This is a genomic window from Achromobacter pestifer, assembly GCF_902859625.1.
GTDB classification, from domain to species: Bacteria; Pseudomonadota; Gammaproteobacteria; order Burkholderiales; family Burkholderiaceae_B; genus Achromobacter; species Achromobacter pestifer.
In genome coordinates, this window is record NZ_CADIJX010000005.1 from 285,819 (window position 1) to 310,733 (window position 24,915).

The window sequence follows — 24,915 nt, forward strand, 5'->3', positions numbered from 1 at the left end:
CCGGTTGGATTGATTCAGTGTCTGTGTGGAATGTCAGGCGCGCTCTCCAGGCGGCGGCGCAAGCGCCATCCTGCCCGGGCACGCCCTTACATGCGGGCGAGTACCGAGCCCCAGGTGAATCCGCCGCCCACGCCCTGCATCAGAATGAGCTGGCCCGGCTTGACGCGGCCATCGCGGCGCGCGGCATCCAGAGCCAGCGGCACGCTGGCCGCAGAGGTATTGGCGTGGCTATCAACGGTAATGACCACTTTTTCGACCGGCACGGCAAGCTTGCGTGCCAGGAAATTCAGGATGCGGACGTTGGCCTGATGCGGGATCAGCCAATCGACATCGCCCAATTCAATGCCTGCTTCCGCGCAGGTGTCACGCGCCGATCGGTCCAGCACCGTGACGGCCTGCTTGAACACGGCTTGACCGTCCATGCGCAGGAACGGATCACCCGTCACATCGCCATAGGCCACGTTGCCCGCTGCGCTCAGGATCTTCATCTGGCTGCCGTCGGCGTGCAGTTGAGCAGCCAGGATGCCAGGCTCATCGGACGCTTTCAGGATAACGGCGCCCGCGCCGTCGCCGAACAGCACGCAAGTGCTGCGGTCGTTCCAGTCAAGAATGCGCGAGAACACTTCCGCGCCGATCACCAGCGCACAACGGGCACGGCCCGCGCGGATGAAGCTGTCGGCAGTGGTCAGGGCATAGACAAAGCCGCTGCACACGGCCTGCACATCGAATGCCGCCGAACCCTTGGCGCCCAGGTTGGCTTGCACCAGGCAAGCCGTGCTGGGAAACACGAAATCCGGCGTGGACGTCGCCACGATGATCAGGTCCACGTCGGCAGCGTCGACGCCGGCATCGGCCAGCGCGCGGCGCGAAGCCTCGGTGGCGAGCTGGCTGGTGGTGACGCCACGCTCGGCCAGATGGCGCTGACGGATGCCCGTGCGCTCAACGATCCATTCATCGGACGTGGCGATGTCGCGCGTCGCCAGTTCCGCTGCCAATTCGTCATTCGAAACCACGCGTTCCGGCAAGAAGCTGCCAGTGCCCGCGATTGCGGAATATTTCATTGCGGTATCCATCAAGCGGTGTCCCCAGCGACGTTCCGCGAAGGCGTCGAGGCGCCCTCGCCCGATTGAACGCGCTTGGTAATCTGAGCGACCGTCTGAGCGGTGCGCTCCAGCAGTTTACTCACTACGGCTTCGCGGGCTCGTTGCAACGCAAAACCGTAGGCGTAGACATCCGCGGAACCGTGGCTCTTGATGACCACGCCACGCAGGCCCAACAACGCGGCGCCGTTATAGCGACGGTTGTCGACGCGGTTGCGCAGACGGTTGAGCACCGGCTTGGCGATGGCGCCAGCCAGCAAGGTGACGATGTTGCGTTTGAACTCTTCGCGAATGATGCTGGACAGCATCTTCGCCAGCCCTTCAACGGACTTGAGCACGACGTTGCCGACGAAACCGTCGCAAACGACGACGTCGACCGTGCCCTTGAAGATGTCATTGCCTTCCACGTTGCCGTAGAAATTCAAGGGGCTGCCGCGCAGAAGCTCGGCGGCTTCCTTGACGACCTCATTGCCCTTGATGACCTCTTCGCCGATGTTGAGCAAGCCCACGGAGGGATTCTCACGATGGTCGACGGCCTGCGACAGCGCGGCGCCCATGATGGCGAATTGCAATAGGTGCTCGGCCGTGCAGTCCACATTCGCACCCAGGTCCAGCACCGTGGTGGCGCGGCCCGTCTGGTTCGGAATGGACGTGGCGATCGCGGGGCGGTCAATGCCGTCCAGCGTTTTGAGCACGTAGCGTGAAATGGCCATCCACGCGCCCGTGTTGCCTGCGGAAACGCAGGCGTCAGCGCGCCCGTCCTTGACGGACTGGGCGGCCAGGCGCATGGAGGAGTCTTTTTTGCGGCGCAAGGCGACCTCGACCGGGTCGTCCATGGTGACGACTTCGGATGCCGCCACGATTTCCATGCGATCACGCGCGACGTCGCGGTGCTCAGAGAGCGCCGCTTCGATCGCGTCGGGAAGCCCGACCAGCAATAGCCGGGTATCCGGAAATTGCCGGGCGAACTCGATCGCAGCCGGAATTGTGACGGGTAGACCGAAGTCTCCGCCCATACAGTCTATGGCGATGCGTATCACGGGTGCCAGGTATCAGCGCTCGGCCGAATTGGTCCGGGTACGAGTTCGGCCCGGGGGCCTTATTCGTCGGCCTTGGTCTTCAGGACCTTGCGGCCACGATAGAAGCCGTTGGGGCTGATGTGGTGACGCAGGTGCGTTTCACCGGTGTTCGGCTCGATGGCGGTCGACGGAGCAACCAGAAAATCATGCGAACGGTGCATACCGCGCTTGGAGGGGGACTTCTTGTTTTGTTGAACGGCCATGATGACTCCTAGAAACGGGGCGCATTGTACGCGATGCGGCCCGATGTTGATCTCAATCTTTGTGCTTCAGTTGTTCCAGCACCGCAAACGGCGACGGACGCTTGACAGCGGGCTCATCAAGAGCTTCGCTGACTTTGGCCTGCGCGCCCGGGCATACATCATGCTTGGGCACATACGGAACGCTCAGAATGAGCTCATCTTCGACCTGGGCCAGCAGATCAAAATGATGCGAACCGACCACCTTTTCAGGCTGGTTGGACACAAAACCATTTCCTTCTTCGTCTTCATCGTCCCCGCCGGCAAAACCATCGGTGACATCACCATTGGTAAAACCATCGTCGAGATCGGCTTCGGACTTGACTAGCTGCAAGAGGACTTCGCTGTCGACCGGATACACAAACGGCGCATTGCACCGCTGGCACACCAGCACCGGGTTCGCCTGCACGTGAACATGCAAGAGAGGCCGGCCAAGCAACAGACCAGACTTGCCCATCTCACCGCGCACGGACCACGTCACAAGCCCAGCATCGCCCAGCGGTTGTTCGGGTAACCCTTCAACCGCGCGCGAAAACCGCACAAGAGGTATGGTGCCTTGCGCTTCCTTGCCCATGTGGGCAAATGCGAATGCATCGATGCGCTTAATGTTCTGTCCTTTGCATTCGCGGGTCTTTGCTTTGGGTCACGTTTTTGATGACGTCACGCTTTTGATCACCCCTGACCAGTTTTATTCAAAAAACATGGCTTCGTCTTTCGTTTCGTCTTTTGGCTTTGCCTTTCGTTCCAGGCTCGGGCAAAAGTCGGCAAGGGTTCACTGCAAAAATCCCGCAAAACGTTAGATAATACTGCGACTTACGCCTTAACGTCAAATATCGCATGCCTTCAAAGCCTAGCCTGATCCTCGCGTCCAGCTCGCGTTACCGCAAAGAACTGCTGTCGCGCCTGCGCCTGCCCTTTACGGCCATTTCCCCCGATGTAGACGAAACGCCACACCCGGGCGAAACCCCCGCTGCGCTGGCGTTGCGCCTGTCGGTCGCCAAGGCCATGGCGGTGGCCGTCAACCACCCGGGCAGCATCATCATTGGCTCGGACCAAGTGGCCACGATCAATGGGCAGCCGATCGGCAAGCCGGGGGATTTCCCGCGCGCCCAAGCCCAATTGCGCACCCTTTCAGGGCAAATCGTGGAATTCCACAGCGCGCTGGCGGTAACAGATGGCCTGCGAGTGGAAAAAGCCGACATCATCACCCGTTGCCGCTTCCGCGAATTGTCGGACCACGCGATCGACACCTACTTGCGCGCTGAAGAACCCTACGATACCGCAGGCAGCGCCAAGGCGGAAAGCCTGGGCATTGCACTGATGCAAAGCATCCAGAGCGACGACCCGACCGCCATTATCGGCCTGCCGCTGATCGAACTGACGCGCATGCTGACAACGTTCGGCCTGGACCCCCTGGACGCCCCCGGGGTGATGGCATGAGCGGCGCATTGCACCTGATCCCGGTCAGCCTGGGTGACGCGCCGCCCGAGCGCTGGCTACCCGCCGAGGTCCGCGCGCTGGCGGGGCGGCTGGACACCTATATCGCCGAAAACGCCAAGACGGCGCGCGCTTTTCTGAAATTGATCGGCACGACCCGCCCCTTGCAGGAAATCACCATCCACACGCTGACTGACAAGGTCAACGCCGGCCAGATCAAAGCCTGGCTGGACCCGATCAGGCAAGGCGCGGAAATCGGACTCGTCTCGGAAGCCGGATGCCCAGCCGTGGCCGATCCGGGCGCCAAGGTCGTGGACGCGGCGCACTATCTGGGGCTGACGGTCAAGCCTTGGGTCGGCCCCTCGTCCATTCTGCTGGGCCTGATGGCCAGCGGCCTGGACGGGCAGCGCTTCGCCTTCCACGGCTACGCCCCCGTCGACCCGGCTGAACGCGCCAAGCAACTCAGAGCCTGGGAGCAGCACTCATCCAAGCACAACCAGACCCAACTGCTGATTGAAACCCCCTATCGCAACGCCGCCATGTTCGCCACGCTGCTGGCCAGCCTGAAACCCGACACCAAGCTATGCGTGGCGCGCTCGGTCACCACGGCTGACGAATGGGTCGTGACGCACACGGTGGCCGACTGGAAAAAGCGGCCCGCCCCGCAACTGGACAAGCTGCCCACGCTGTTCCTCTATCTGGCTCGCTGACCCATGTTTCGCCTGATCACCACCCTGCTGGCCACGGCAGTGCTGGCCGGCTGCGCGTCGCGCGGGCCTGCCGGCCTGGACCTGGACACCTCCATCACCGCTGTCAGCCAGAGCAGCCGCGTACGCACGGTTGTCCTGCACTACACCTCTGTTGACGACGCCACGTCGATGAAAATACTGGCGCATGGCAAGGTCAGCGCCCACTACCTGGTGAACGAGACGGGCCGCACCTACCGGCTGGTCGACGAAAACCGGGCCGCATGGCATGCCGGCGCCAGCTCCTGGTACGGCAACATCGCCATGAACAGCACGTCCATCGGCATTGAGGTCGTGAACGCTGGCTGGACGGACGGCCCGGACGGCAAGCCCCTGTGGCACGCCTATGACGACCGCCAGGTGCGCGCGCTGACGATCCTGCTGCGCGACATCATCCAGCGCCATGGCATCGCCCCTGAAAACGTGGTCGGCCACAGTGACATTGCCCCGCAACGCAAGGTTGATCCCGGCCCGCTGTTCCCGTGGAAGGCGCTGGCTCAGGCCGGCATCGGGCGCTGGTACGACGAAACGGGGGCTGCTGAGCATCTGGCGCGCTTGCAGGCGCAAGGCACCCCGGACGTCGCCTGGTTCCAGAAACAGCTGCTGCGGCTAGGCTACGCCTGCCCGCAGGATGGCACGCTGGATCGCGTTACCGTCGGCGCCTTGGCCGCCTTCCAGATGCACTATCGTCCCGCCCTGTTTGACGGCCAGCCAGACGCCGAGACCGCGGCGATCATGCTGGCAATGCTTTAACGTCCGGCGGCGGCGCAGGCCCGGCACACTAGGGCTTGCGCCGCCACCAGACCGCCACGCGCCAGCCCAGCAACAGGGCCAGCACCGCCGCATACAAGACGGGTTGCGTCAGGTCATTCTTGCCGGCCTTGTGCCACCAATAATGCAGCACCGCCAACAGGCCAATCGCGTAGATAGCCCGGTGCAGTTGCTGCCAGCGGCGCCCCAGCTTGCGCATGGCCCATTGGGTGGACGTGGCTGCCAGCGCCGACATCAGCAGGAAGGCCGCGAACCCCACGGTGATAAAGGGACGTTCGCCAATATCTTGCAGCATGGCCGCCGGATCAAACCCGCGATCCCACCAGACCCAGGCCATGAAATGCATGGCGCCATAGAAAAACGCGAACAGGCCGCACATGCGGCGCAACCGCACCAGCGCAGGCTGGCCGGTCAGGCGGCGCAAAGGCGTGATTGCCAGCGTGACCAACAGGCATACCAGCGTCCAGGTGCCTGACGATCGCGTCAGGAATTCAACTGGATTCGCGGTCAAGCCGTTGTTGAATCCCAGCCAGATCCAGCGCGCAAACGGGGTCAGACCCAGCAGGAAAAGGACGGGCTTGAACCGCCCCACCATCTTGGCGGACAGGGACATCTTGCGCGGCGGCGCGGCCGGAGCCGACTGCGGAGTGCCATCCGGCATGCGGGCCTCAGTAGTTCGCTTTCAGGTCCATGCCCTGATAGAGCGACGCCACCTGCTCACCATAGCCGTTGAACATCAAGGTCTTGCGCTTGGGACTGAACAGACCGTCTTCGCCGATACGGCGTTCGGTGGCCTGGCTCCAGCGCGGATGCGCGACATTGGGGTTCACATTGGCGTAGAAGCCGTATTCCTGTGGCGCCGCCTTGATCCAGGACGACACCGGCAGCTTTTCCACCAGCCGGATCTTCACCAGGGACTTGGCCGACTTGAAGCCGTATTTCCACGGCACCGCCAGGCGCACCGGCGCCCCATTCTGATTCGGCAGGATCTTGCCGTAAACGCCGAACACCAGCATGGCCAGCGGATTCATCGCTTCGTCCAGGCGCAGCCCTTCCACGTACGGCCAGTCAAGAATTGCGGCCCGCACGCCGGGCATGTTCTCGCGTTGCACGGCAGTGACGAATTCCACGTACTTGGCATTGCCCGTGGGCTCGACCTGTTTCAGCAATTCAGACACCGAATAGCCCACCCACGGAATCACCATGGACCAGCCTTCGACACAGCGCAGGCGGTAAACGCGCTCTTCCATCGGCGCCAACTTGAGCAGTTCCTCGATGGAGAAGGTGCGCGGCTTTGCCACCTCGCCCTCGACGCTGATCGTCCACGGCCGCGTCTGTAACTTGCCGGCGTTGGCAGCGGGATCGCCCTTGTCGACGCCAAACTCGTAGTAGTTGTTGTAGGACGTCACATCAGACAGCGAAGTCTGTTTTTCCATGACGCTCAAGGCGGCATTCGGCTTGCCCGGCAACGCGCCCGCGTCCTGCGCGAAGGCATTGCGCGTTGCCCAGCCCGGCAATCCCACGGCGGCGGCGGTCAGCCCGGCGCGCAGCATCAGCTCACGGCGCGAGCGCCAGACCGCTTCGTCGGTGATTTCAGACGGAAGAATATCGTCGGGCTTGCGTATTAACATCGGGGAGCTCCTGAGTGGCGTGTGCCAAATTCACGGGCGCGCGCTGCGCAAGCCATAGACGCTGCGCGACCCCATGATATTCCGCAGCCGTACAAAAGCGGCCAGGAACTTTCAGATTGACCCCTGGTGACTCCAGACGTTCCCGCCTGACGATCAGTCCCCGGATACGCGGTCGATTCAGGCGCTTGCCGCCACTCGGGGCAGCAGCCATTCACGCACCAGCGGCACGCTATCCAGCACCGCCTGCGGCGCACAACCTTGAAGTTCCTTCAAGGTATGGGCGCCATAGGTCACGCCCAGGCCGTGCACACCGGCATTGGTCGCCATCTGAAGATCGTGAGAGGTATCGCCAATCATGACGACGCGCGCGGGATCGACGTCCAGCTCTTGCATCAGCTCGTGCAGCATCGCCGGATGCGGCTTGCTGAAGGTTTCGTCGGCAGTGCGAGTGGCGTCGAACAAGGGGCCCAGGCCGGTCGCAGCCAATGCGCGCGTCAGGCCTACCCGGCTCTTGCCCGTGGCGACGGCCAGGCGCACGTTCTGCCCGGCCAGCTCGGCCAGCAATTCAGGAATGCCGTCGAACAGGCGCAGCTCAGGATCGCGCAGCAAATAATGCGTGCGGTAGCGCTCCAGGAAGCGCGGCATCATCGCTTGGGTCAGTTCCGGAACGGCGCGGCGCAAGGCGCTTTCCAGGGACAGACCAATCACCCAGCTGGCTTCAGACGCAGACGGCACGGCCAGATCCAGGTCGCGGCACGCGCCCTGGATGGCCGCCACGATGCTATGCGTGGAATCCATCAGGGTGCCATCCCAGTCAAAAACGACCAGCGAATACGACGACATCATCAGACCGACTCCAATTGTTTCAGTAGTTGCCGGCATGCGGGGGGCAGCTCGGCAGTAAGGGTCATGGGTTCGCCCGTTGCCGGATGCGCCAGGGTCAGTTGGTGAGCATGCAGGAACATCCGGCCAAAGCCCATCCGGGCGAATTCTGCCCGCACGTCGTCGTGGCCGTACTTGTCATCGCCCACGATCGGAAAGCCGCTGGCGGCCAAGTGCACCCGGATCTGGTGGGTGCGCCCCGTGCGCAGTTCGGCATCGACCAGACTGTAACCACCAAAACGTTGCTTCAGGGTGATGATGGTGTGCGCCGTTTGCCCGTCCGGATCCACCTTGACCCGGCGCTCGCCGGATTGCGTGGTCCATTTGGACAGGCCCAGCTTGATGTGCTGCCGGTCGTTCACCCAATCGCCTTCAACCAGGGCCAGATAGTGCTTATCGCCCTTGCCTTCACGCAGCATGGCATGCAGGGCCAACAGCGCGCTGCGCTTCTTGGCCACCATGAGCAGGCCCGAGGTCTCGCGGTCCAGCCGGTGCACCAATTCCAGGAACTTGGCGTCGGGCCGGGCGGCACGCAATTGCTCGATCACGCCGAACGACACGCCGCTGCCGCCGTGCACCGCCACGCCGGCCGGCTTGTCCACGACCAGCAGCGCGTCGTCTTCAAACACGATCGGGAATTCCGCGCCGGGCACGGGGCGGGGCTTGCCCGGGTCGGGCAGCCGCAGCGGCGGAATTCGCACGATGTCGCCTTCGACGATGCGGTAGTCGACCGAAATGCGTCCCTTATTCACGCGAACTTCGCCGCCACGGATGGCTTTGTAGATATGCGTTTTGGGGACGCCCTTGCACAGCCGCATCAGGTAGTTATCCAGACGCTGGCCGGCATGCTCGGCATCGACCTCCACCATGCGGACGGCGGGGGGGGCTTTAGAGGAGGATAGAGGGGAGGAAGTTTCTTTGCGCATTGCGGAAAGCGACATATAATCGGGACAGCCTTAAGGGGCTGAACTAGCCGCCTGGCGTAGAGATGCAAACAAGTACGCAACTCCGTCGAGCGCGTGGGCCGCCATTGTACTGCCTGCTTATTCAACCCCTGGGTCTCTTGGTCGCCGGCGCAACCGCGCCCTGCCGGATAGTGGTGTGGCATTCACTTTGCCCGCTGTCCCAGCAGGTCCGTTGCATGCCGCAAGCGGCTCTGAAGCACTGCAAGAATCGTCGCATATTTAAAGCACCAGCTGCGTGTAGGCAACCAATCCGACCGCAACTGCCGTTCACAGCATTTTTTCCGTCAAACCACATTCAGTGAAGCTGACCCTCCTGCTGACAGAACCCCGTGCCCCACGGCACGACGTGCCCGCCTGACCCGCGGCGGATACGCCTGGGCGCCGCCCAGGTACGGTCCGCATTTCTTGCCCGCTTCAGCCGCAGCCCGAGTGACCCGAGGTCACGCGCCGATATCGGCGCGTCATGACAACGGAGAAACCCTCTCATGAAGCGCATGCTGTTCAATGCGACGCATCAAGAAGAATTACGCGTCGCAATCGTTGATGGGCAAAAACTCATCGACCTCGACATCGAGACTGCCGGCCGCGAACAACGCAAAGGCAACATCTACAAAGGTGTCATTACCCGGATCGAACCCGGCCTAGAAGCTTGCTTCGTCAACTACGGTGAAGACCGTCACGGCTTTCTGCCTTTCAAGGAAGTTGCTCGCAGCTTCTTCAAGGAAGGCGTGGATGTCCGTAGCGCCCGCATCCAGGATGCGCTGCGCGAAGGTCAGGAACTGATCGTTCAGGTCGAAAAAGAAGAACGCGGCAACAAGGGCGCTGCCCTGACCACGTTCATCTCGCTGGCCGGCCGCTACCTGGTCCTGATGCCCAACAACCCCCGTGGCGGTGGCGTTTCGCGCCGCGTCGAGGGTGAGGATCGCCAGGAACTGCGCGACACGATGGAGCAGCTAGACCTGCCCCAGGGCATGAGCATCATCGCCCGCACCGCAGGCATCGGCCGCAACGTCGAAGAACTCCAGTGGGACTTGTCCTATCTGTTGCAGTTGTGGACCGCCATCGACGGCGCCGCCCGCGACAACTCCGCGCCGATCCTGATCTACCTGGAATCCAGCCTGGTCATCCGGGCCATCCGCGATTACTTCTCGCCCGAAATCGGCGAGATCCTGATCGATACCGACGAGATCGCCGACCAGGCCACCGCCTTCATGAGCGTGGTGATGCCGGACAACGTCCAGCGCGTCAAGCGCTACCGTGACGACATCCCGCTGTTCTCGCGTTTCCAGATCGAACACCAGATTGAAACGGCGTATTCGCGCACCGTGACGTTGCCCTCCGGCGGCGCCATCGTGATCGACCACACCGAAGCGCTGGTCTCCGTCGACGTGAACTCGGCCCGCTCCACTCGCGGTGCCGACATCGAGGAAACCGCGCTGCGCACCAACTCCGAAGCGGCCGACGAAGTGGCCCGCCAGTTGCGCTTGCGCGACTTGGGCGGCCTGATCGTCATCGACTTCATCGACATGGAAGACAGCAAGAACCAGCGCGCCGTCGAACAGCGCCTGCGTGATGCACTCCATTTCGACCGTGCCCGTGTGCAAATGGGCAAGATCTCGCGCTTTGGCCTGATGGAACTGTCGCGCCAGCGCCTGCGTCCGGCCCTGAACGAAGGCTCGCACATCACTTGCCCGCGCTGCAACGGCACCGGCGTGATCCGCGATGCGGAATCCAGCGCCCTGCACGTGCTGCGCCTGCTGCAAGAAGAAGCGATGAAGGAAAACACCGCGGCGGTCCACGCCCAGGTGCCGGTCGACGTGGCCACCTACCTTCTGAACGAAAAGCGCGCCGACATCACCAAGATGGAAGCCCGCCTGAAGGTCAACCTGATGCTGATCCCCAACAAGCATCTGGAAACGCCGCACCACCACATCGAACGCCTGCGCCATGACGATCCGCGCCTGGAAGAGCTGAAGACCAGTTTTGAACTGGTTGAAGCCCCGGCCACGAACGCTCCCTGGCAGCCGCGCGAAAGCGAAATCAAGGCTCGTCCGGAAGCGCTGGTCAAAGGCATCACGCCCTCGCAGCCCGCTCCCGTGTCGACGCCCGCCGCGCCGATCGCCGCTCCTGCGGCATCTGCCTCGTCGGGTGGCCTGGGTGGCCTGTTCAAGCGCCTGGTGGGCTGGCTGACCGGCAATGCCGACAGCGCCAAGCCCGCTCCCGCTGCTCAGGAAGACAGCGCCAAGCGCGCCGCCTCCTCGGGCCGTGGCAAGGGCCGTAGCGGCCATGATGGCCAGGAACGCCGTGGCGAACGCCATGGTTCGGATCGCAACCGCAATCGTCGCGGCGAAGGGCGTGGCGAAGGTGCTGAAGGCAGCGAAGGCGGCCGTCATCACGTTCGTGGCAACCGCCGCCCCGAAGGCGAGCGTGGCGAACGTCAAGAACGTGGCGACCGCGGCAACCGCAATGAAGCCCGTGGTGACCGTGACAACCAGGCCGCACAAGCGGCACTGGCGTCCAACCGCCCCGACAACGCCGAGCAGGTCAATGGCGAAGACACCGGCGCCGGCCGCAACCGTCGCCGTGGCCGTGGCCGCAACCGCCGTGAAGAAGGTCAGTCCGACGCGCCGATGAGCGAACAGGAAAGCATGGTGGCCGCCCTGGCGCAAACCATGGCGACCGCCCTGCCCGACACCAAGCCGGCCGCTGAAGCCTCGCTGGAAGCCGCCGACGCCGCCGAGCAGACCGCCGACGGCATCCCGACCGCTGAAGGCGCCGAAGGCGCTGCTGATCCGGAACGCAAGCGCCGTCGCCGCCGCAGCCGTCGTGGCCGCCGTAGCCAGGAAGAAGCAGGCCTGGCGGGTAGCGACGACCAACTGGACGACGGTTCGGACGACGACATCGGCGAACAAGCCGAAGGCGCCGAGACGCAAGCCGCCCCGGTTCAGGCCGCGCCTGCCGCGCCGGTTCAAGTGGCTGAAGCCGCACCGGCCCCGGCCGTTGAGGTGGCCCCCGCTGCCCCCGCTGCCCCGGCCCCGACCCAAGTCGTCGAGACGAAGGTGACGGAAGCTCAGGTCATCGAAGCCAAGCCGGTCGAAGCTCAACAGGTTGAACCTGCCAAGGCTGAACCGGTGCAAGCCGCCGCCGAACCCGTGGCTCAGCCCGTGCAAACGGCTGCCCCCGTGGTGACGCAGCCGGTCGCCGTGGAACCTGCCAGCCAGGTCTCGGCGCCTGCCGCCCCGGTCGAAGCGCCCGTCGAAACCGCTGCCGTGGAACCCGTCGTGACGGCCCCCGCTCCGGTGGTGGAAGCTGCTGCTCCGGTGGCTGCTGCCCCGGCCCCGGCTCCCGCTCCCGCTCCGGTCGTTGCCGCGGCGACTACGCAGCAACCGATCGTGGTGCCGGCAACGGCTCCGTCGGCCAAGGCGCAAGCCCTGCACGAGGTGGTCAATGCCGCTGGCCTGAAGTGGGTGGAAACCGATCCGGATCGCCACGCCCAGACCCAGCTGCGCATCGCCGCCGCGCACACGCCGGTTCGTCTTGGCCGTGAACGCAAGCCGGTGATGGCCGTCTCGAACGAACCGCTGGTTCAAGTCGAAACGCACCACTAAGCCACCAGGCTGCAAAAAAGCCCCCATCGCACGATGGGGGCTTTTTTTCGCCAGCTTGACGGTGCCGTCGCCGGCTACGCCCCTGGCCAGGCCAAAAAAAAACCCTCGCAATCGAGGGTTTTCAGATCCTGATGGGCTTGCCGTCAGAACTGGTACGTGTAGGTCAGCTGGACCAGGTCCAGACCCGGATTGGGGCGCTTGATGCTGGCATTGGAGAAGTGCGAATAGCGCACACCGATCCGGTTGTTCGGGGTCACCAGGAAACCCATGCCAATGTGATCGCCGAACTGGAAAGCGGTGCTGATGTTCTCGTCAGCAAAGCGCGTGCTGGAAAACACGGTGGCGCCGATGCCGGCCTCAAGGTAGAAGCGTTCACCCGTCCACCAGCGGAACATCGGAATGGCGTTCAACTGCCAGACATGGCCCGGCGAACGCGAACCGTCTGCCCACCAGTACGATGCGCCCAGCTCAGGCGTCAGGTCCAGACGGCCCCAGTTGCCACCGAATTGATGCGTCCAGATGGACGGGGTTTCGTAGCTCAGCGTCACGCGCTGATAGTGATCGCCAATGCCGTAATGCATGCTGACGCCGCCTTGCGTGCCCTCGGAGGACTGCGCGCTTGCCAGCGTGGCAGCACCGGCCAGAGCCAAACCGACAAGGCGCGTAAGCATTTTCTTCTTGGTCGACAGCATAGATAACTCCATAGATTTTTCGTCTAACCGGCAACATAGCAAAATCCGGGCCATATGGCTTGACCTTTGTCGTTATATGGCAACAATCAGCAGTGGAAAACACTGTTCCGAAAAACTCATTCACATTCGATACAAAACACGATTCACCGCGACACCGACACCCACGGTGCATGCACGAAAAAATGCCGTCGCGAGCACAAGCCCGGCGACGGCATTTTCTTGCGTGCCGGCCGGCCTGCCATCGATGGCGAGCCAACCTGAATACACAAGGGTCAGGCGGTAACCACGTCCGCGGGCTGGTTGGTCAGCAATGCCAGCAAACGGGCGATTTCCTCGCGCAGCTGACGGCGGTCCACGACCATATCGATTGCGCCCTTCTGCATCAGGAATTCGGCGCGCTGGAAGCCTTCGGGAAGCTTCTCGCGGACGGTCTGTTCGATCACGCGCGGGCCGGCAAAGCCGATCAGCGCCTTGGGTTCGGCAATGACCACGTCGCCCATGAAGGCAAAGCTGGCCGATACCCCGCCCATGGTGGGGTCGGTCAGGACGCTGATGAACGGCAGGCCGGCCGCCGACAGGCGGGTCAGCATGGCGTTCGTCTTGGCCATCTGCATCAGCGACAGCAGGCTTTCCTGCATGCGGGCTCCGCCGGAAGCGGCCACGCAGATGAACGGCGTCTTGTTGTCCAAGGCGGCCTGGGCGCCACGCGCGAAGCGCTCACCCACCACCGAACCCATCGAACCGCCCATGAATTCAAATTCAAAGCAGGCCAAGGTCGCCGGCACACCACGAATGGAGCCGCTCATGACCACCAGCGCATCGGTTTCACCGGTTTGCTTGACGGCCTCTTGCAGGCGTTCCGGGTACTTGCGGGTGTCCTTGAACTTCAGCGTGTCGACGGAGCGCGTGGTCTGGCCGATTTCAACCCGGCCTTCCATGTCCAGCAGCGAATCGATGCGGGCGCGAGCGCCAATGCGCATGTGATGGTCGCACTTGGGGCACACGTGCAGATTGGCCGCCAAGTCTTCGCTGTACAGCACCGATTCGCACGACGGGCATTTCACCCAAAGGCCTTCGGGGACGCGGCGAGCGCCGCTGTCGCTGGTTTTATTGATGCGAGGAGGCAGGAGTTTTTCGATCCAGCTCATTGATTTTTCATCCCGTTTGAGGTCGCGCCCGCCACTCAGGCCGACGCGCTTTCTCGTTTTACTTGATCCAGCGCTTGCCGGATGGTGCGCAGCCAGCCGCTGGCGGCGGTGACTGCGGCATCGGTTTTCTGGGCAGCCGGGGCGTCAGCCACCGCCTGCTCCATGGTTTCAATCAGTTTGCTGCCAATGACCACGGCATCGGCCACGCGCGCCACGCGCTGAGCGCCTTCCGCATCCCGGATGCCAAAGCCGACCCCGACAGGGATGTCGCGCAGATGGCGGCGGATGACGCCAACGCGCTCGGCCACGTCATCGGTATTCAGGGAGCCCGAACCCGTGACGCCCTTGAGCGACACGTAATACACGTAGCCGCGCGCCACCTCCGCCACGGCCTGGATCCGGGCCTCGGTGGAGGTGGGCGCCAGCAGGAAGATGGGCGCAATACCGTGTTCACCCAAGGTTGCGGCGAACTCGATGACTTCTTCGGGCGGATAGTCCACCACCAGCACACCGTCCACGCCAGCCTTTTCGGCATTGATGGCGAATTGGGTCTGGCCCATGCGTTCGATCGGGTTGGCGTACCCCATCAGGACCACAGGGGTGACGGTGTCGCGCTGGCGGAATTCAGCCACCAGTTCCAGTACGCGGGCCAGGCCCACGCCCTGCGCGATGGCGCGATCAGCTGCGCGCTGGATCACCGGGCCGTCGGCCATGGGATCCGAAAACGGCACGCCAAGTTCGATCACGTCGGCGCCGGCCTCGACCAGCGCATGCATCAGGGGAACGGTGGCGGCGGGCGAAGGATCGCCTGCGGCAATGTAGGGGATCAGCGCCGCGGCTCGGCCGGATTCAGCAGTGCGCGCAAACGCGGCGGCGATACGATCAGTGCGAGTTGTCATGGGTTAGAGCTCGATACCGGCACGTTCGGCGACGGTATGCATGTCTTTGTCGCCACGGCCCGACAAATTGACCAGGATCACGGCGTCGCGCGACAGCGTGGGGGCCATCTTCACGGCTTGCGCAATGGCATGCGACGACTCCAGGGCAGGCATGATGCCTTCGATGCGGCAGCAGTCATGGAACGCCTTCAGCGCCTCATCGTCGGTGATCCCCGCGTATTCCGCGCGGCCAATGTCTTTCAGCCAGGCGTGTTCGGGGCCAACGCCGGGATAGTCCAGGCCGGCGGAGACGGAATGCGTTTCCTGAACCTGACCATCGGCATCCTGTATGACGTAGGTGCGGTTGCCATGCAGCACGCCTACCTGGCCGGCGGCCAGCGATGCGGCGTGCTTGCCGCTGTCCATGCCCTCGCCCGCCGCTTCGACGCCAATCAGGCGCACGTTTTCGTAGGGGATGTAGGGATGGAAGATGCCCATGGCATTGGAACCGCCGCCCACCGCCGCCACGACATAGTCGGGCTGGCGGCCGATGACCTCGGGCATTTGCGTCAGGCATTCGTTGCCAATGACGGTCTGGAAGTCGCGCACCATGCGGGGATAGGGGTCGGGACCCGCTACCGTGCCGATGATGTAGAACGTGTTTTCGATGTTGGTGACCCAATCACGCATGGCTTCGTTCAGCGCGTCTTTCAGGGTGCGCGAACCGGAAGTCACCGGCACCACCGTGGCGCCCAGCAGCTTCATGCGGTAGACATTCGACGCCTGGCGGCGGATGTCTTCGCTGCCCATGTAGACCACGCATTCCATGCCGTAACGGGCCGCCACCGTGGCGGTAGCCACGCCGTGCTGGCCAGCGCCGGTTTCGGCGATGACGCGGGGCTTGCCCATGCGCTTGGCAAGCAGGGCCTGACCAATGCAATTGTTGACCTTGTGGGCGCCGGTGTGGTTCAGGTCTTCGCGCTTGAACCAGATCTGCGCACCACCCAGCATGTCCGACCAGCGGCGGGCGTGGTAGACCGGGCTGGGCCGGCCTACGAAGTGCTTGAGCTCGTAGTTGAACTCTTCCAGAAAGGCGGGATCGACACGGTAATGGTCATAGGCCGCGCGCAGCTCGTCGAGCGCGTGCATCAGCGTTTCCGCCACGAAAACACCGCCATAGGGGCCGAAATGGCCCTTGGCATCCGGAAAGTCGTAAGGTTTCACCAAGCATCTCCCCCGGCATCGCGACAGACCACTGCCGGCCGCAAATCCGGTTTGCAACCCGTCATTTTACCTGACCCGGGGCGCGGCCGGAACGGGATGTCCCCGTCCGGTTGCGTCCCCGGATGGCGCCTAGAGCGATTGGCCCAGTCGGCGCAAGAATGTCTCGCACGAGGCCATCTGGTCCAAGGCGACATACTCGTTGGGCTTATGGGCCTGTTCGATATGGCCAGGGCCGCACACCACCGTGGGAATGCCGATGCCCTGGAACAGGCCGGCTTCGGTGCCGTAGGCCACCTTGCGGGTGGTGCGGTCTTCGGTCAGCGCGCGCACCAGCTGAGTGATGGCGGCCTCTTCGGAGGCCTCCAGGGCGGGGGCCGCGGCGCCGGTCTCGATGTCGATGCGGGCATCGGCGAATTCGGCCTGCATGCGCGGCAAGAGCTCATCACGCACGTATTTTTCGACTTCCGCCTGGATCTCATCGGGCTGCATGCCCGGCAGATTGCGGAATTCGTAGGTGAACTCGCACAGTTCGGGAATGGTGTTGACTGCGATGCCGCCACGGATCTGATTAGTGGTCATCGTCGAGAACGGCACATCGTAGAACTGGTCGTACGGCCCGTTGGCCTTGAAGCTGTCGGCCAGGTCGCGAATGCGGCAGATCAGGCGGGCGGCGTATTCGATGGCGTTGCAACCGCGCGGCGTCAGGGACGAATGCGCGGCCTTGCCGTGCACTTTGCAACGGAAAAGATTGATGCCCTTGTGGGCGACGACCACCTGCATGCCGGTGGGTTCGCCCACCACGCAGCCTTCGGGACGGATGCCGCGCTCAAGCAGATCGGCCAGCATGTAGGGCGCACCGGCGCAACCGACTTCTTCGTCATAGGAGAACGCCAGGTGGATCGGCTTCTTGCGCGGCATGGCCAGGAATTCCGGCACCAGCGCCAGCGATCCGGCGATGAACCCCTTCATGTCGCAACTGCCGCGCCCATAGAGCAGCCCGTCTTTCTCGACGAGCTTGAACGGGTCCGTGCTCCAGTCCTGGCCATCCACGGGCACCACGTCGGTGTGGCCCGACAGGACGATGCCGCCCTGCTGGTTGCCATCCTGCGCCGGCAACGTCGCGAACAGATTCGCCTTGGTGCGCTCGGGGTTGTGCGCCAACCACGCATCGACGCCCTGGCCGTGGAGCCAATCGCGGACGGTTTCGATCAGGGCAAGATTGGAATTGCGGCTGGTGGTGTCGAAACCCACCAGCGTTTCCAGCCAGGTGCGCGCGTTCATGTCACTTCTCTTTTGGGGAAAGCGACAAGTGTAAAGCCAGGAAGCGCGCACGTCTCGGGCGACGCCGGACACCGTTCACGAGTTAAGCGCCTAGAATGTCGCCCGGATTGAAAAAACGCCCCCAAGGAGAAACCGTGCAGCACAAAGCAGTCCCCACACGCAACATCGTGGCCGCAGTGATAGGCAACGCCCTCGAATGGTATGACTTCCTGGTGTTCGCGTTCATGACGCCGATCATTGCGAAGCTGTTCTTCCCCACGGATCCCAATCTTCCCGGCAGTGAACTGAACGCCATCCTGATGACGACGGCGATCTTCGGCGTCGGCTTCTTCATGCGGCCCGTCGGCGGCATCATCCTGGGGCTCTACGGCGACAAGAAGGGCCGCAAGGCCGCCATGGTGATGGTGACGTCGCTGATGGCCGTATCCATCGCACTGATCACCGTGGCCCCGACGTACCACGCCGCCGGCATCCTGGCCCCGATCTTCATCCTGATCGCACGCTTGCTGCAAGGCTTCTCGGCCGGTGGCGAATTCGGCACGTCGACGGCGCTGCTGATTGAAATGGCCCCCAAAGGCAAGCGCGGCTTCTACGGTTCGTGGCAGATGGCCGGCCAGATGCTGGCGCTGCTGATCGGCGCGGCCTGCGGCACGCTGATCACGGAATTCTTCACGCAGCAGCAGATCGCCGACTGGGCGTGGCGCCTGCCCTTCGCCTTCGGCCTGGTGATTGTTCCCATCGCGATCTATATCCGCAGGAACATCGACGAAACCGAAGTCTTCAAGCAGATGAAGGAAGAGGAACGCCAGGCCGCCGCCCGCGGCGAAGTGCAGCGCCTGAGCCTGACCCAGATGGTCAAGGCCCACACCCGCGAGACGCTGATCGGCGTGGGTCTGGTCGTGACCGCCACGGTCTCCATCTACATCACCTTCACCTACCTGGTGACGTACTCCACGCAAATCCTGAAGCTGCCGATCAAGGAAACGTTCCTGGTGCAGATGGCGGGCGCCGCGCTGATGGTGCTGCTGACGCCGTTCATGGGTGCCTGGTCGGATCGTGTCGGCCGCCGCCCTCTCGTGATCGGTTCGCTGATCGGCTACCTGATCGTGCTGTACCCGCTGTATTACTGGTTGTCGGACGCGCCGTCGATTGGCCGCCTGCTGACCGTGCAGATCGTCGTGTGCTTCTTCGTGTCGGCGTTCTTTGGCGTATTCAGCACGGTGATGGCGGAACTGTTCCCCGCGCGCGTGCGTTCGGTGGGCCTGTCGCTGGCGTATAACGTGGCCGTGATGATCTTCGGCGGCTTTGCGCAGTTCATCGTGACCTGGCTGATCAAGACCACGGGATCGCCGATGGCCCCCGCCTACTACGTGATGTTTGGCGTGGCGTTGGGCCTGATCGCGTCGTTCTACATGCGCGATCGCGCGCACGAGGACCTGAACTAAGACAGTGGTTGCCCCCTTGGCCAAGCGGCCTTGGGGGCTTAGGTCCTATCGGCGCACGGCCGAGGATACGCCCGCCACTTCGGCCAGGGCATCCAGCGCGCGGGCAAGCGGTTCGCCCCCGCGCACTTCCACCGTGAACACCATGTGAGCCAGCGACTGCTTGCTCTGCGTGTTCACACCCACCACATTCAGACGCAATCGTGCAAAGACTTCGGACAGGTCGCGCAACAGACCCGGCCGGTCGTGAGCGCGCACGCTGATGTCCACAGGATAGAAGGTGTCCGAGGTTTCTCCCCAGGCCACTTCAATCACGCGCTCGGGTTCGCGCGCCGCCAGTGCCAGATAACTATGGCAATCGCTGCGGTGGATGGACACGCCGCGCCCCCGCGTCACGAAGCCGGCGATGGCGTCTGGCGGGGCCGGACGGCAGCAGCGTGCAAGCTGCGTCAGCAGCGAACCCACGCCCACGACCAGCACCCCGCTTTTGCCGCTTTTCTCGGCGCTGCCCGCGCTGATGTGGCGTAACGCGGCCGGCTGCGGCTCGGTGGCGGGCGCCGGTTGCTGAAACACGCTGTCGATCTGACGCAGGCTGAACTCTTCCTTGGCGGCGGCCACGTACAGATCGTCGGCGCGGGCAAAACCCAGGTTCTGGGCCAGCTGCTCAAGATTGACGGCGGTCTTGCCCAGGCGCTGCAACTCTTTTTCCACCAAGGTCTGCCCCTGGGTGATGCGCTGCTGCAATTCAATCGCGTTGAACCACATGCGCACCTTGGCCCGGGCACGCGGACTGGCCAGGAACCCCAACTGGGGGTTGAGCCAGTCACGCGACGGGCCGCCGGACTTGGCGGAGATGATCTCGATGGTCTGCCCCGTGGACAGCCGCGTCTGCAACGGCACCATCTGGCCGTCGACGCGCGCGCCACGGCAACGATGGCCCAAGTCGGTATGCAGGTGATACGCGAAGTCCACCGGCGTGGCGCCCGTGGGCAGTTCGATCACACGGGCCTGCGGCGTCAGCACATAGATGCGCTCATCCGTATGCGCGGGCGCCGTGACCGCATTGCGGTTCTTGCCCGGCCCCGACTTACCAGAGGCGGGTTTGGAGGATTCCGGCTTCGCTGATTCGGCGACGGATTCATCCCCGCCCTCGACATCGCTGTTCCAGGCCAGCAATTGGCGCATCCAGGCCAGTTGACGGTCGTATTCGCTGGAGGCCGCCACTTGGCCGCCCTTGGCGCCCGCTTCCTTGTAGCGCCAGTGCGCGGCCATGCCGTATTCAGCGAACTGGTGCATTTCGCGCGTGCGGATTTGCACTTCAAACGGGCGGCCGTCGTCGTCGGCCACGACCGTATGCAGCGAACGGTAGCCGTTGGGTTTGGGCCGCGAGATGTAGTCATCGAACTCGTCGGACAGCGGTGTCCACATCTCGTGCACCAGCCCCAACGCCGTATAACAGGCGCGCACGTCATCCACGATGATGCGCAGCGCGCGCAGGTCATACATCTGGGCGAAATCAAGGCGCTTGACGCGCATCTTGTTCCAGATGCTGTAGATATGCTTGGGCCGACCGCTGACCTCGGCTTCGATGCCAGACTTGGACAAGGCGGTCTGCAAACGGTCGATGGCGCCGGCGATGAAGGCCTCGCGCTCTACCCGCTTTTCTTCCAGCAACTTGGCAATCTGCTTGTAGCGGTCGGGCTCCAGGAAGCGGAAGGCCAAGTCTTCCATTTCCCATTTGATCTGCCAGATGCCCAGGCGGTTCGCCAGCGGCGCGTACAGATCCAGCGTTTCCCGCGCGAATGCGATGGAGCACGGGGTCTTGCTTTCCGCATGCCAACGCAAGGTGCGCAACCGCGAGGCCAGCCGCATCAGCACGATGCGCAGGTCAGCCGCCATCGCCAGCAGCATCTTGCGCTGCATTTCCTTCTGCGAACCGCTTTCGGCTTCGGCGTCACTTGCCTGGCGAGCCACGACGCCCAGGCGCAGCAGCGCCCGCGTGCCCTGAACCAGCCGCGCGACCTCGGCGCCGAACGCCGCGGCGACAGGGTCATTGCGCAGGGCCGGCGCAGGCGCCATCAAGTCAGTGGGCAAGGCGGCCAGCAGCGCCGAGGCGCGCGTGGCGGCATCGGTATGCAGGGCCGCCAGGATGCGGACCACGCCGGCACCATGACCGGCAAGCGGCTCACCCGTGAGCGCCTGCTGCCCCTCAAAGCGGGGGATGGCCCAGGCGACGGCCTGGTCGATCAGTGCCACGCCATCGGCGTCCAGGCCGACGCCAACCTCCTGCCGCCAGGAAGCGTCGAAAGGCGAAGGCGCGTCGATAACAGGCGGGGCGGACATGACAGGCGTCGTGCGTGTGTTGGTTGATATGCCGACACTCTACACTAGGGTTTGATCACCCTGAATCCCCCACCAACTCCCGATATATAGAAGGAACCCAAGCTTATGTTGCGCTGGCTCAAGGGCCGGGGCGCCCGCCCGTCCGAAGTGGCCGAGATGCAAGCCCGGATCTCCCCGGAACTTTGGCGGCAGGTGCTGGATGCCTACCCCTTCCTGGCGGCATTGAACGCCGACGAAACCGCCCAGTTGCTGGCGCGGTCGGCCTGGCTGCTGGCCAGCAAGAACATCAATGGCGCACAAGGTCTGGAGGTCTCGGACTTCATGCGCCTGTCCATCGCGGCACAGGCCTGCCTGCCCGTCTTGAACCTGGCGCCGGAACTCTATGAAGGCTGGGACGAGATCATCGTGTATCCCGCCAGCTTCCGCATTCCCCGCACGCGCGAGGACGATGATGGCGTGGTCCACGAGTACATCGAGGACGCCGCGGGCGAAGCCTGGGAAGGCGGGCCGCTGGTGCTGTCCTGGGAAGACACGCAATTGTCCGAAGGCGGCTTCAATGTGGTCATCCATGAATTCGCCCACAAGCTGGACCTGCGCTCGGGCTTTGCGGACGGCATGCCGTCGCTGGCGGCCCACCCGGACCTGAAACCCCAAGCCTGGCGTCGCATTCTGGACGACAGCCTGGACCGTTTCATCGCCGCGCTGGACGCGGTGGAAGCAGCCATCCCGCCGGATGTGGACCCCGAAAGCGAGGAGGCGGACGCCTGGTACGGCCAGTTGCCGATGGACCCGTACGCCGCCACGGATGAAGCAGAATTCTTCGCCGTCAGTTCCGAACACTTTTTCGTGGACCCGGCTCCAATGCAGCAGGCCCTCCCCGAATGGTATGGCTTGCTGCGGGCGTATTACCGGCAGGACACGCTGGAGCGCTATGCATGAAGCAACTGCTGATCACCTGGCATTCGCGCACCGGCGCGGCACGACAGATGGCCGACGCCGCCGCCCGGGGCGCCGCGGCCGCCGCCGTGCAGCTGGAACAGGCGGATGAGCTACGCATTGTGTTGCGGCGCGCGTCGGACGTCGATGCCGGCGTCCTGCTGGCCAGCCAGGGCTACCTGTTCTGCGCACCGGAAAACCTGGCCAGCTTGAGCGGCGAAATGAAAGAGTGTTTCGACCGCAATTACTACGCCGTATTGGACAGAATCCAGGGCCTGCCGTACGCCTGCGCGATCAGCGCTGGCAGCGACGGCGCGGGCGCGGCGCGGCAGGTCGAACGCATTTGCACCGGCTGGCGCCTGAGCGCCGTCGCGCCGGCCCTGATCGTCAGGCTGGGTGCGCAGACAGCGGAAGAGATTCAGGCGGAGAAGACCGTGCCCGCAGAGGATTTGACCCGGTGCGAGGAATTGGGGGGGCTGTTGGCGGGGATTGTGTTGATGGGGGGATGATGGGGGGTGATGGGGGGTGATGGGGTGATGGTGCGATGGACGGTGCGATGAGGGTGAAATGAGGGTGCAATGATGGTGCGATGAGGGTGAGATGAGGGTGCGATGGACGGTTCGATGACGGTGCGATGATGGGTTGCGCGCGTTGAGTACCGTCGCTTTCATGACGGATTTGCCGCGCTACACCCATCCTACAAGGCCCCGCCAACGCGGCTACGCCGTGACGATTGCCATCGACCGCACCCGTAGGATGGGTGAAGTGCGTCCCGCCCTCCCCAAGCACGCAACCGCACGCCGCACGTAACCCATCATCGACGCAAGCCAAGACCATCCCCTGCCAAAGAAAAAGCCCTTCGGCATGCCGAAGGGCTTTTTCTTTGGCAGGCGGATATCGCTTAGACGGCGGCCGTCACGACGATTTCGACCTTGAAGTCCGGGTTGGCCAGGCGGGCTTCGACCGTGGCGCGCGGAGGCGAATTGCCGTCAGCGACCCAGGCGTCCCATGCCTTGTTCATGCCATCGAATTCCTTCATGTTGGCCACGTAGATCTGGGCCATCAGGATCTTGGTCTTGTCGGTGCCGGCTTCAGCCAGCAGGCGATCGATCGTTGCCAGCACTTGTTCGGTCTGGCCGGTGATGTCCAGCGTGGCGTCGTCCGGCACCTGGCCTGCCAGGTAGGCGACGCCGTTGTACACGGCCATGTCCGACAGGCGCTTGGCGACGTGGAAGCGCTTGATGCTGCTCATGAATATTCCCCTAGATTCGAGTGGGTTGGGTGGATCAATACAAGGAAAACAGCAATTTACCCGAGCCGCCCTCAGGCGGGGGGCAACTGGAACACCTGGCGCAGATACGCCAGGTAGGCGGGATCGTCGCACATCGTCTTTTCCGGCGCATCGGAAACCTTGGCCACGGGCTGGCCATTGCAGCGGACCATCTTCATGACGATCTGTAGCGGTTCATGGCCCAGGTCGTTGGTCAGGTTGGTGCCGATGCCGAACGACACCTTGCAGCGCCCCGAAAATTGACGGGCCAGTTCGATGGCGCGCGGAAAAGTCAGCGAATCCGAGAACACCAGGGTCTTGGCGCGGGGATCCACGCGGTTCTTGCGATAGTGTTCCAACAGGCGCTCGCCCCAGACAAAGGGATCGCCGGAATCATGGCGCGCACCGTCGAACAGCTTGCAGAAATACATGTCGAAGTCGCGCAGGAAGGCATCCATGCCGTAAACGTCCGACAGCGCGATGCCCAGGTCACCCCGGTATTCCTTGGCCCAGACTTCCAGCGCAAACACCTGCGAATCCCGCAGGCGCGGCCCCAGCGCCTGGCAGGCCTGCAAATATTCATGGCCCATCGTGCCCAGCGGCAGCACTTCGTGCTGCTTGGCCAGCAGCACGTTGCTGGTGCCGGCAAAATGCGGCCCCATTTGCGCCTTCATGGTGGACACGACTTCCTGGTGCCAGACCTTGGAGAAGCGGCGGCGCGTGCCGTATTCGGCCACGCGGAAATCGGCCAGCGCGGGGTCGTCCAGCACCAGGTGCATCTTGGACTGCAAACGCTGGCGGCCTTCTTCCCAATCCGGGTTCTTGCGCGTGTTGCGGAAATAGACTTCGTTCACGATGGCCAGCACCGGGATCTCGAACAGGATCGTGTGCAACCACGGCCCCTTGACCTCGATCGAGATTTCGCCAGGCGCGTCGCCTTCGGTGATGTGGATGCAGCGCTCGGGCAGGTGGAACAGGCCCAGGAAATCAACAAAATCGCTTTTGATGAAACGCAAGCCGCCCAGATAATCCAGTTCTTCCTGCGTGAAGCGCAACTGGCAAAGCTGGTGGACTTCTTCGCGGATTTCATCCAGATAGGGACGCAAGTCGGCCCCGGCGGTGCGGCACTTGTAACGGTACTCGACCTGTGCAGCGGGGAATTGATGCAGCACCACTTGCATCATGCTGAATTTGTACAGATCGGTGTCGAGCAGCGAAGTGATTATCATGATTGCGCGTATCG

The 24,915-nt window shown here is 63.5% G+C and carries 23 protein-coding genes; 7 read left to right on the forward strand and 16 right to left on the reverse strand.

Features of this window, described 5'->3' with window-relative positions:
• Positions 1-86: 86 nt before the first annotated feature.
• The 4 genes from HV753_RS20485 to HV753_RS20500 are packed head-to-tail and all read right to left on the reverse strand — an operon-like array spanning position 87 to position 2,992.
• Positions 87-1,073 carry a beta-ketoacyl-ACP synthase III gene (locus tag HV753_RS20485; RefSeq protein ID WP_175176429.1) on the reverse strand — a complete coding sequence of 329 codons (987 nt, stop codon included), beginning with the start codon at positions 1,071-1,073 and terminating at the stop codon, positions 87-89.
• The gene (plsX, locus tag HV753_RS20490; RefSeq protein ID WP_175176430.1) at positions 1,073-2,140 is read right to left on the reverse strand and encodes a phosphate acyltransferase PlsX; all 1,068 of its coding nucleotides are present in this window, start codon (positions 2,138-2,140) and stop codon (positions 1,073-1,075) included. Before plsX ends, HV753_RS20485 begins: the two co-directional genes overlap by 1 nt.
• Positions 2,141-2,199: 59 nt before the next feature.
• Positions 2,200-2,382 carry a 50S ribosomal protein L32 gene (gene rpmF, locus HV753_RS20495; protein ID WP_006218037.1) on the reverse strand — a complete coding sequence of 61 codons (183 nt, stop codon included), beginning with the start codon at positions 2,380-2,382 and terminating at the stop codon, positions 2,200-2,202.
• Between the two features lie 52 nt (positions 2,383-2,434).
• Positions 2,435-2,992, reverse strand: a complete 558-nt coding sequence (locus tag HV753_RS20500; protein WP_175176431.1) for a YceD family protein — start codon at positions 2,990-2,992, stop codon at positions 2,435-2,437.
• A 263-nt stretch (positions 2,993-3,255) separates the two neighbouring features.
• Here HV753_RS20500 and HV753_RS20505 point away from each other — a divergent pair, with 263 nt between their 5' ends.
• From HV753_RS20505 to HV753_RS20515, 3 genes are read left to right on the forward strand one after another with little or no spacing between them, the layout of a single operon-like run.
• Complete coding sequence (locus HV753_RS20505; RefSeq protein ID WP_175176432.1) at positions 3,256-3,858, forward strand: Maf-like protein; 603 nt, start codon at positions 3,256-3,258, stop codon at positions 3,856-3,858.
• Entirely contained in the window at positions 3,855-4,565 is a 711-nt protein-coding gene (locus HV753_RS20510; protein ID WP_175176433.1) for an SAM-dependent methyltransferase, read from the forward strand. Before HV753_RS20505 ends, HV753_RS20510 begins: the two co-directional genes overlap by 4 nt.
• A 3-nt stretch (positions 4,566-4,568) precedes the next feature.
• Positions 4,569-5,354, forward strand: a complete 786-nt coding sequence (locus HV753_RS20515) for an N-acetylmuramoyl-L-alanine amidase (protein WP_175176434.1) — start codon at positions 4,569-4,571, stop codon at positions 5,352-5,354.
• A gap of 28 nt (positions 5,355-5,382) precedes the next feature.
• Here HV753_RS20515 and msrQ read toward each other — a convergent pair whose 3' ends face one another.
• The 4 genes from msrQ to HV753_RS20535 form a co-directional block, all read right to left on the reverse strand.
• Positions 5,383-6,033: a protein-methionine-sulfoxide reductase heme-binding subunit MsrQ gene (gene msrQ / locus HV753_RS20520; protein WP_175176435.1), complete on the reverse strand. Its 651-nt coding sequence runs from the start codon at positions 6,031-6,033 to the stop codon at positions 5,383-5,385.
• 7 nt (positions 6,034-6,040) lie between these two features.
• Complete coding sequence (gene msrP, locus HV753_RS20525; protein WP_175176436.1) at positions 6,041-7,003, reverse strand: protein-methionine-sulfoxide reductase catalytic subunit MsrP; 963 nt, start codon at positions 7,001-7,003, stop codon at positions 6,041-6,043.
• Positions 7,004-7,180: 177 nt separating this feature from the next.
• The gene (locus HV753_RS20530) at positions 7,181-7,846 is read right to left on the reverse strand and encodes an HAD family hydrolase (RefSeq protein ID WP_175176682.1); all 666 of its coding nucleotides are present in this window, start codon (positions 7,844-7,846) and stop codon (positions 7,181-7,183) included.
• 2 nt (positions 7,847-7,848) lie between these two features.
• Positions 7,849-8,811 (reverse strand): RluA family pseudouridine synthase, encoded by a 963-nt coding sequence (locus HV753_RS20535; protein ID WP_175176437.1) that lies wholly within the window; start codon positions 8,809-8,811, stop codon positions 7,849-7,851.
• 524 nt (positions 8,812-9,335) lie between these two features.
• Between HV753_RS20535 and HV753_RS20540 the strand changes: the two genes are divergently transcribed.
• The gene (locus HV753_RS20540) at positions 9,336-12,458 is read left to right on the forward strand and encodes an Rne/Rng family ribonuclease (RefSeq protein WP_175176438.1); all 3,123 of its coding nucleotides are present in this window, start codon (positions 9,336-9,338) and stop codon (positions 12,456-12,458) included.
• 143 nt (positions 12,459-12,601) lie between these two features.
• Here the strand turns inward: HV753_RS20540 and HV753_RS20545 are convergent, their stop codons facing one another.
• The 5 genes from HV753_RS20545 to argE all read right to left on the reverse strand — a co-directional run bounded on the left by HV753_RS20545 (position 12,602) and on the right by argE (position 17,681).
• A complete protein-coding gene (locus HV753_RS20545; protein ID WP_175176439.1) occupies positions 12,602-13,150 on the reverse strand; it encodes an acyloxyacyl hydrolase in 549 nt (182 codons plus the stop codon).
• Between the two features lie 272 nt (positions 13,151-13,422).
• Positions 13,423-14,298 (reverse strand): acetyl-CoA carboxylase, carboxyltransferase subunit beta, encoded by an 876-nt coding sequence (accD, locus tag HV753_RS20550; protein WP_175176440.1) that lies wholly within the window; start codon positions 14,296-14,298, stop codon positions 13,423-13,425.
• 35 nt (positions 14,299-14,333) lie between these two features.
• Entirely contained in the window at positions 14,334-15,197 is an 864-nt protein-coding gene (trpA, locus tag HV753_RS20555) for a tryptophan synthase subunit alpha (RefSeq protein WP_175176441.1), read from the reverse strand.
• 3 nt (positions 15,198-15,200) lie between these two features.
• A complete protein-coding gene (trpB, locus tag HV753_RS20560) occupies positions 15,201-16,400 on the reverse strand; it encodes a tryptophan synthase subunit beta (RefSeq protein ID WP_175176442.1) in 1,200 nt (399 codons plus the stop codon).
• A 129-nt stretch (positions 16,401-16,529) separates the two neighbouring features.
• Positions 16,530-17,681 carry an acetylornithine deacetylase gene (gene argE, locus HV753_RS20565; protein WP_175176443.1) on the reverse strand — a complete coding sequence of 384 codons (1,152 nt, stop codon included), beginning with the start codon at positions 17,679-17,681 and terminating at the stop codon, positions 16,530-16,532.
• Positions 17,682-17,815: 134 nt separating this feature from the next.
• Between argE and HV753_RS20570 the strand changes: the two genes are divergently transcribed.
• Positions 17,816-19,126, forward strand: coding sequence for an MFS transporter (locus tag HV753_RS20570; protein WP_175176444.1), 1,311 nt, complete (start codon positions 17,816-17,818; stop codon positions 19,124-19,126).
• Between the two features lie 45 nt (positions 19,127-19,171).
• Here the strand turns inward: HV753_RS20570 and HV753_RS20575 are convergent, their stop codons facing one another.
• Entirely contained in the window at positions 19,172-21,466 is a 2,295-nt protein-coding gene (locus tag HV753_RS20575) for a RelA/SpoT family protein (RefSeq protein WP_175176445.1), read from the reverse strand.
• Positions 21,467-21,571: 105 nt separating this feature from the next.
• On the opposite strand from HV753_RS20575, the gene HV753_RS20580 reads away from it, so the two are divergent.
• Positions 21,572-22,405 carry a M90 family metallopeptidase gene (locus HV753_RS20580; RefSeq protein WP_175176446.1) on the forward strand — a complete coding sequence of 278 codons (834 nt, stop codon included), beginning with the start codon at positions 21,572-21,574 and terminating at the stop codon, positions 22,403-22,405.
• Positions 22,402-22,911, forward strand: coding sequence for a flavodoxin family protein (locus HV753_RS20585; protein ID WP_175176447.1), 510 nt, complete (start codon positions 22,402-22,404; stop codon positions 22,909-22,911). The genes HV753_RS20580 and HV753_RS20585 overlap by 4 nt, the downstream gene beginning before the upstream one ends.
• Before the next feature lie 392 nt (positions 22,912-23,303).
• On the opposite strand, the gene HV753_RS20590 is transcribed toward HV753_RS20585, so the two are convergent.
• Both HV753_RS20590 and pncB read right to left on the reverse strand, forming a co-directional pair.
• Positions 23,304-23,654 carry a RidA family protein gene (locus HV753_RS20590; RefSeq protein WP_175176448.1) on the reverse strand — a complete coding sequence of 117 codons (351 nt, stop codon included), beginning with the start codon at positions 23,652-23,654 and terminating at the stop codon, positions 23,304-23,306.
• Positions 23,655-23,725: 71 nt separating this feature from the next.
• Positions 23,726-24,901 carry a nicotinate phosphoribosyltransferase gene (gene pncB / locus HV753_RS20595; protein ID WP_175176449.1) on the reverse strand — a complete coding sequence of 392 codons (1,176 nt, stop codon included), beginning with the start codon at positions 24,899-24,901 and terminating at the stop codon, positions 23,726-23,728.
• Positions 24,902-24,915: the final 14 nt, after the last annotated feature.

Bases quoted from the DNA above. Each gene is read 5' to 3' on its own strand.
- HV753_RS20485 (WP_175176429.1), bottom strand. From the start codon at position 1,073: ATGGATACCGCAATGAAATATTCCGCAATCGCGGGCACTGGCAGCTTC.
- rpmF (WP_006218037.1), bottom strand. From the start codon at position 2,382: ATGGCCGTTCAACAAAACAAGAAGTCCCCCTCCAAGCGCGGTATGCAC.
- HV753_RS20500 (WP_175176431.1), bottom strand. From the start codon at position 2,992: ATGGGCAAGGAAGCGCAAGGCACCATACCTCTTGTGCGGTTTTCGCGC.
- HV753_RS20505 (WP_175176432.1), top strand. From the start codon at position 3,256: ATGCCTTCAAAGCCTAGCCTGATCCTCGCGTCCAGCTCGCGTTACCGC.
- HV753_RS20510 (WP_175176433.1), top strand. From the start codon at position 3,855: ATGAGCGGCGCATTGCACCTGATCCCGGTCAGCCTGGGTGACGCGCCG.
- HV753_RS20515 (WP_175176434.1), top strand. From the start codon at position 4,569: ATGTTTCGCCTGATCACCACCCTGCTGGCCACGGCAGTGCTGGCCGGC.
- msrQ (WP_175176435.1), bottom strand. From the start codon at position 6,033: ATGCCGGATGGCACTCCGCAGTCGGCTCCGGCCGCGCCGCCGCGCAAG.
- msrP (WP_175176436.1), bottom strand. From the start codon at position 7,003: ATGTTAATACGCAAGCCCGACGATATTCTTCCGTCTGAAATCACCGAC.
- HV753_RS20530 (WP_175176682.1), bottom strand. From the start codon at position 7,846: ATGTCGTCGTATTCGCTGGTCGTTTTTGACTGGGATGGCACCCTGATG.
- HV753_RS20535 (WP_175176437.1), bottom strand. From the start codon at position 8,811: ATGCGCAAAGAAACTTCCTCCCCTCTATCCTCCTCTAAAGCCCCCCCC.
- HV753_RS20540 (WP_175176438.1), top strand. From the start codon at position 9,336: ATGAAGCGCATGCTGTTCAATGCGACGCATCAAGAAGAATTACGCGTC.
- HV753_RS20545 (WP_175176439.1), bottom strand. From the start codon at position 13,150: ATGCTGTCGACCAAGAAGAAAATGCTTACGCGCCTTGTCGGTTTGGCT.
- accD (WP_175176440.1), bottom strand. From the start codon at position 14,298: ATGAGCTGGATCGAAAAACTCCTGCCTCCTCGCATCAATAAAACCAGC.
- trpA (WP_175176441.1), bottom strand. From the start codon at position 15,197: ATGACAACTCGCACTGATCGTATCGCCGCCGCGTTTGCGCGCACTGCT.
- argE (WP_175176443.1), bottom strand. From the start codon at position 17,681: ATGAACGCGCGCACCTGGCTGGAAACGCTGGTGGGTTTCGACACCACC.
- HV753_RS20575 (WP_175176445.1), bottom strand. From the start codon at position 21,466: ATGTCCGCCCCGCCTGTTATCGACGCGCCTTCGCCTTTCGACGCTTCC.
- HV753_RS20580 (WP_175176446.1), top strand. From the start codon at position 21,572: ATGTTGCGCTGGCTCAAGGGCCGGGGCGCCCGCCCGTCCGAAGTGGCC.
- HV753_RS20585 (WP_175176447.1), top strand. From the start codon at position 22,402: ATGAAGCAACTGCTGATCACCTGGCATTCGCGCACCGGCGCGGCACGA.
- HV753_RS20590 (WP_175176448.1), bottom strand. From the start codon at position 23,654: ATGAGCAGCATCAAGCGCTTCCACGTCGCCAAGCGCCTGTCGGACATG.
- pncB (WP_175176449.1), bottom strand. From the start codon at position 24,901: ATGATAATCACTTCGCTGCTCGACACCGATCTGTACAAATTCAGCATG.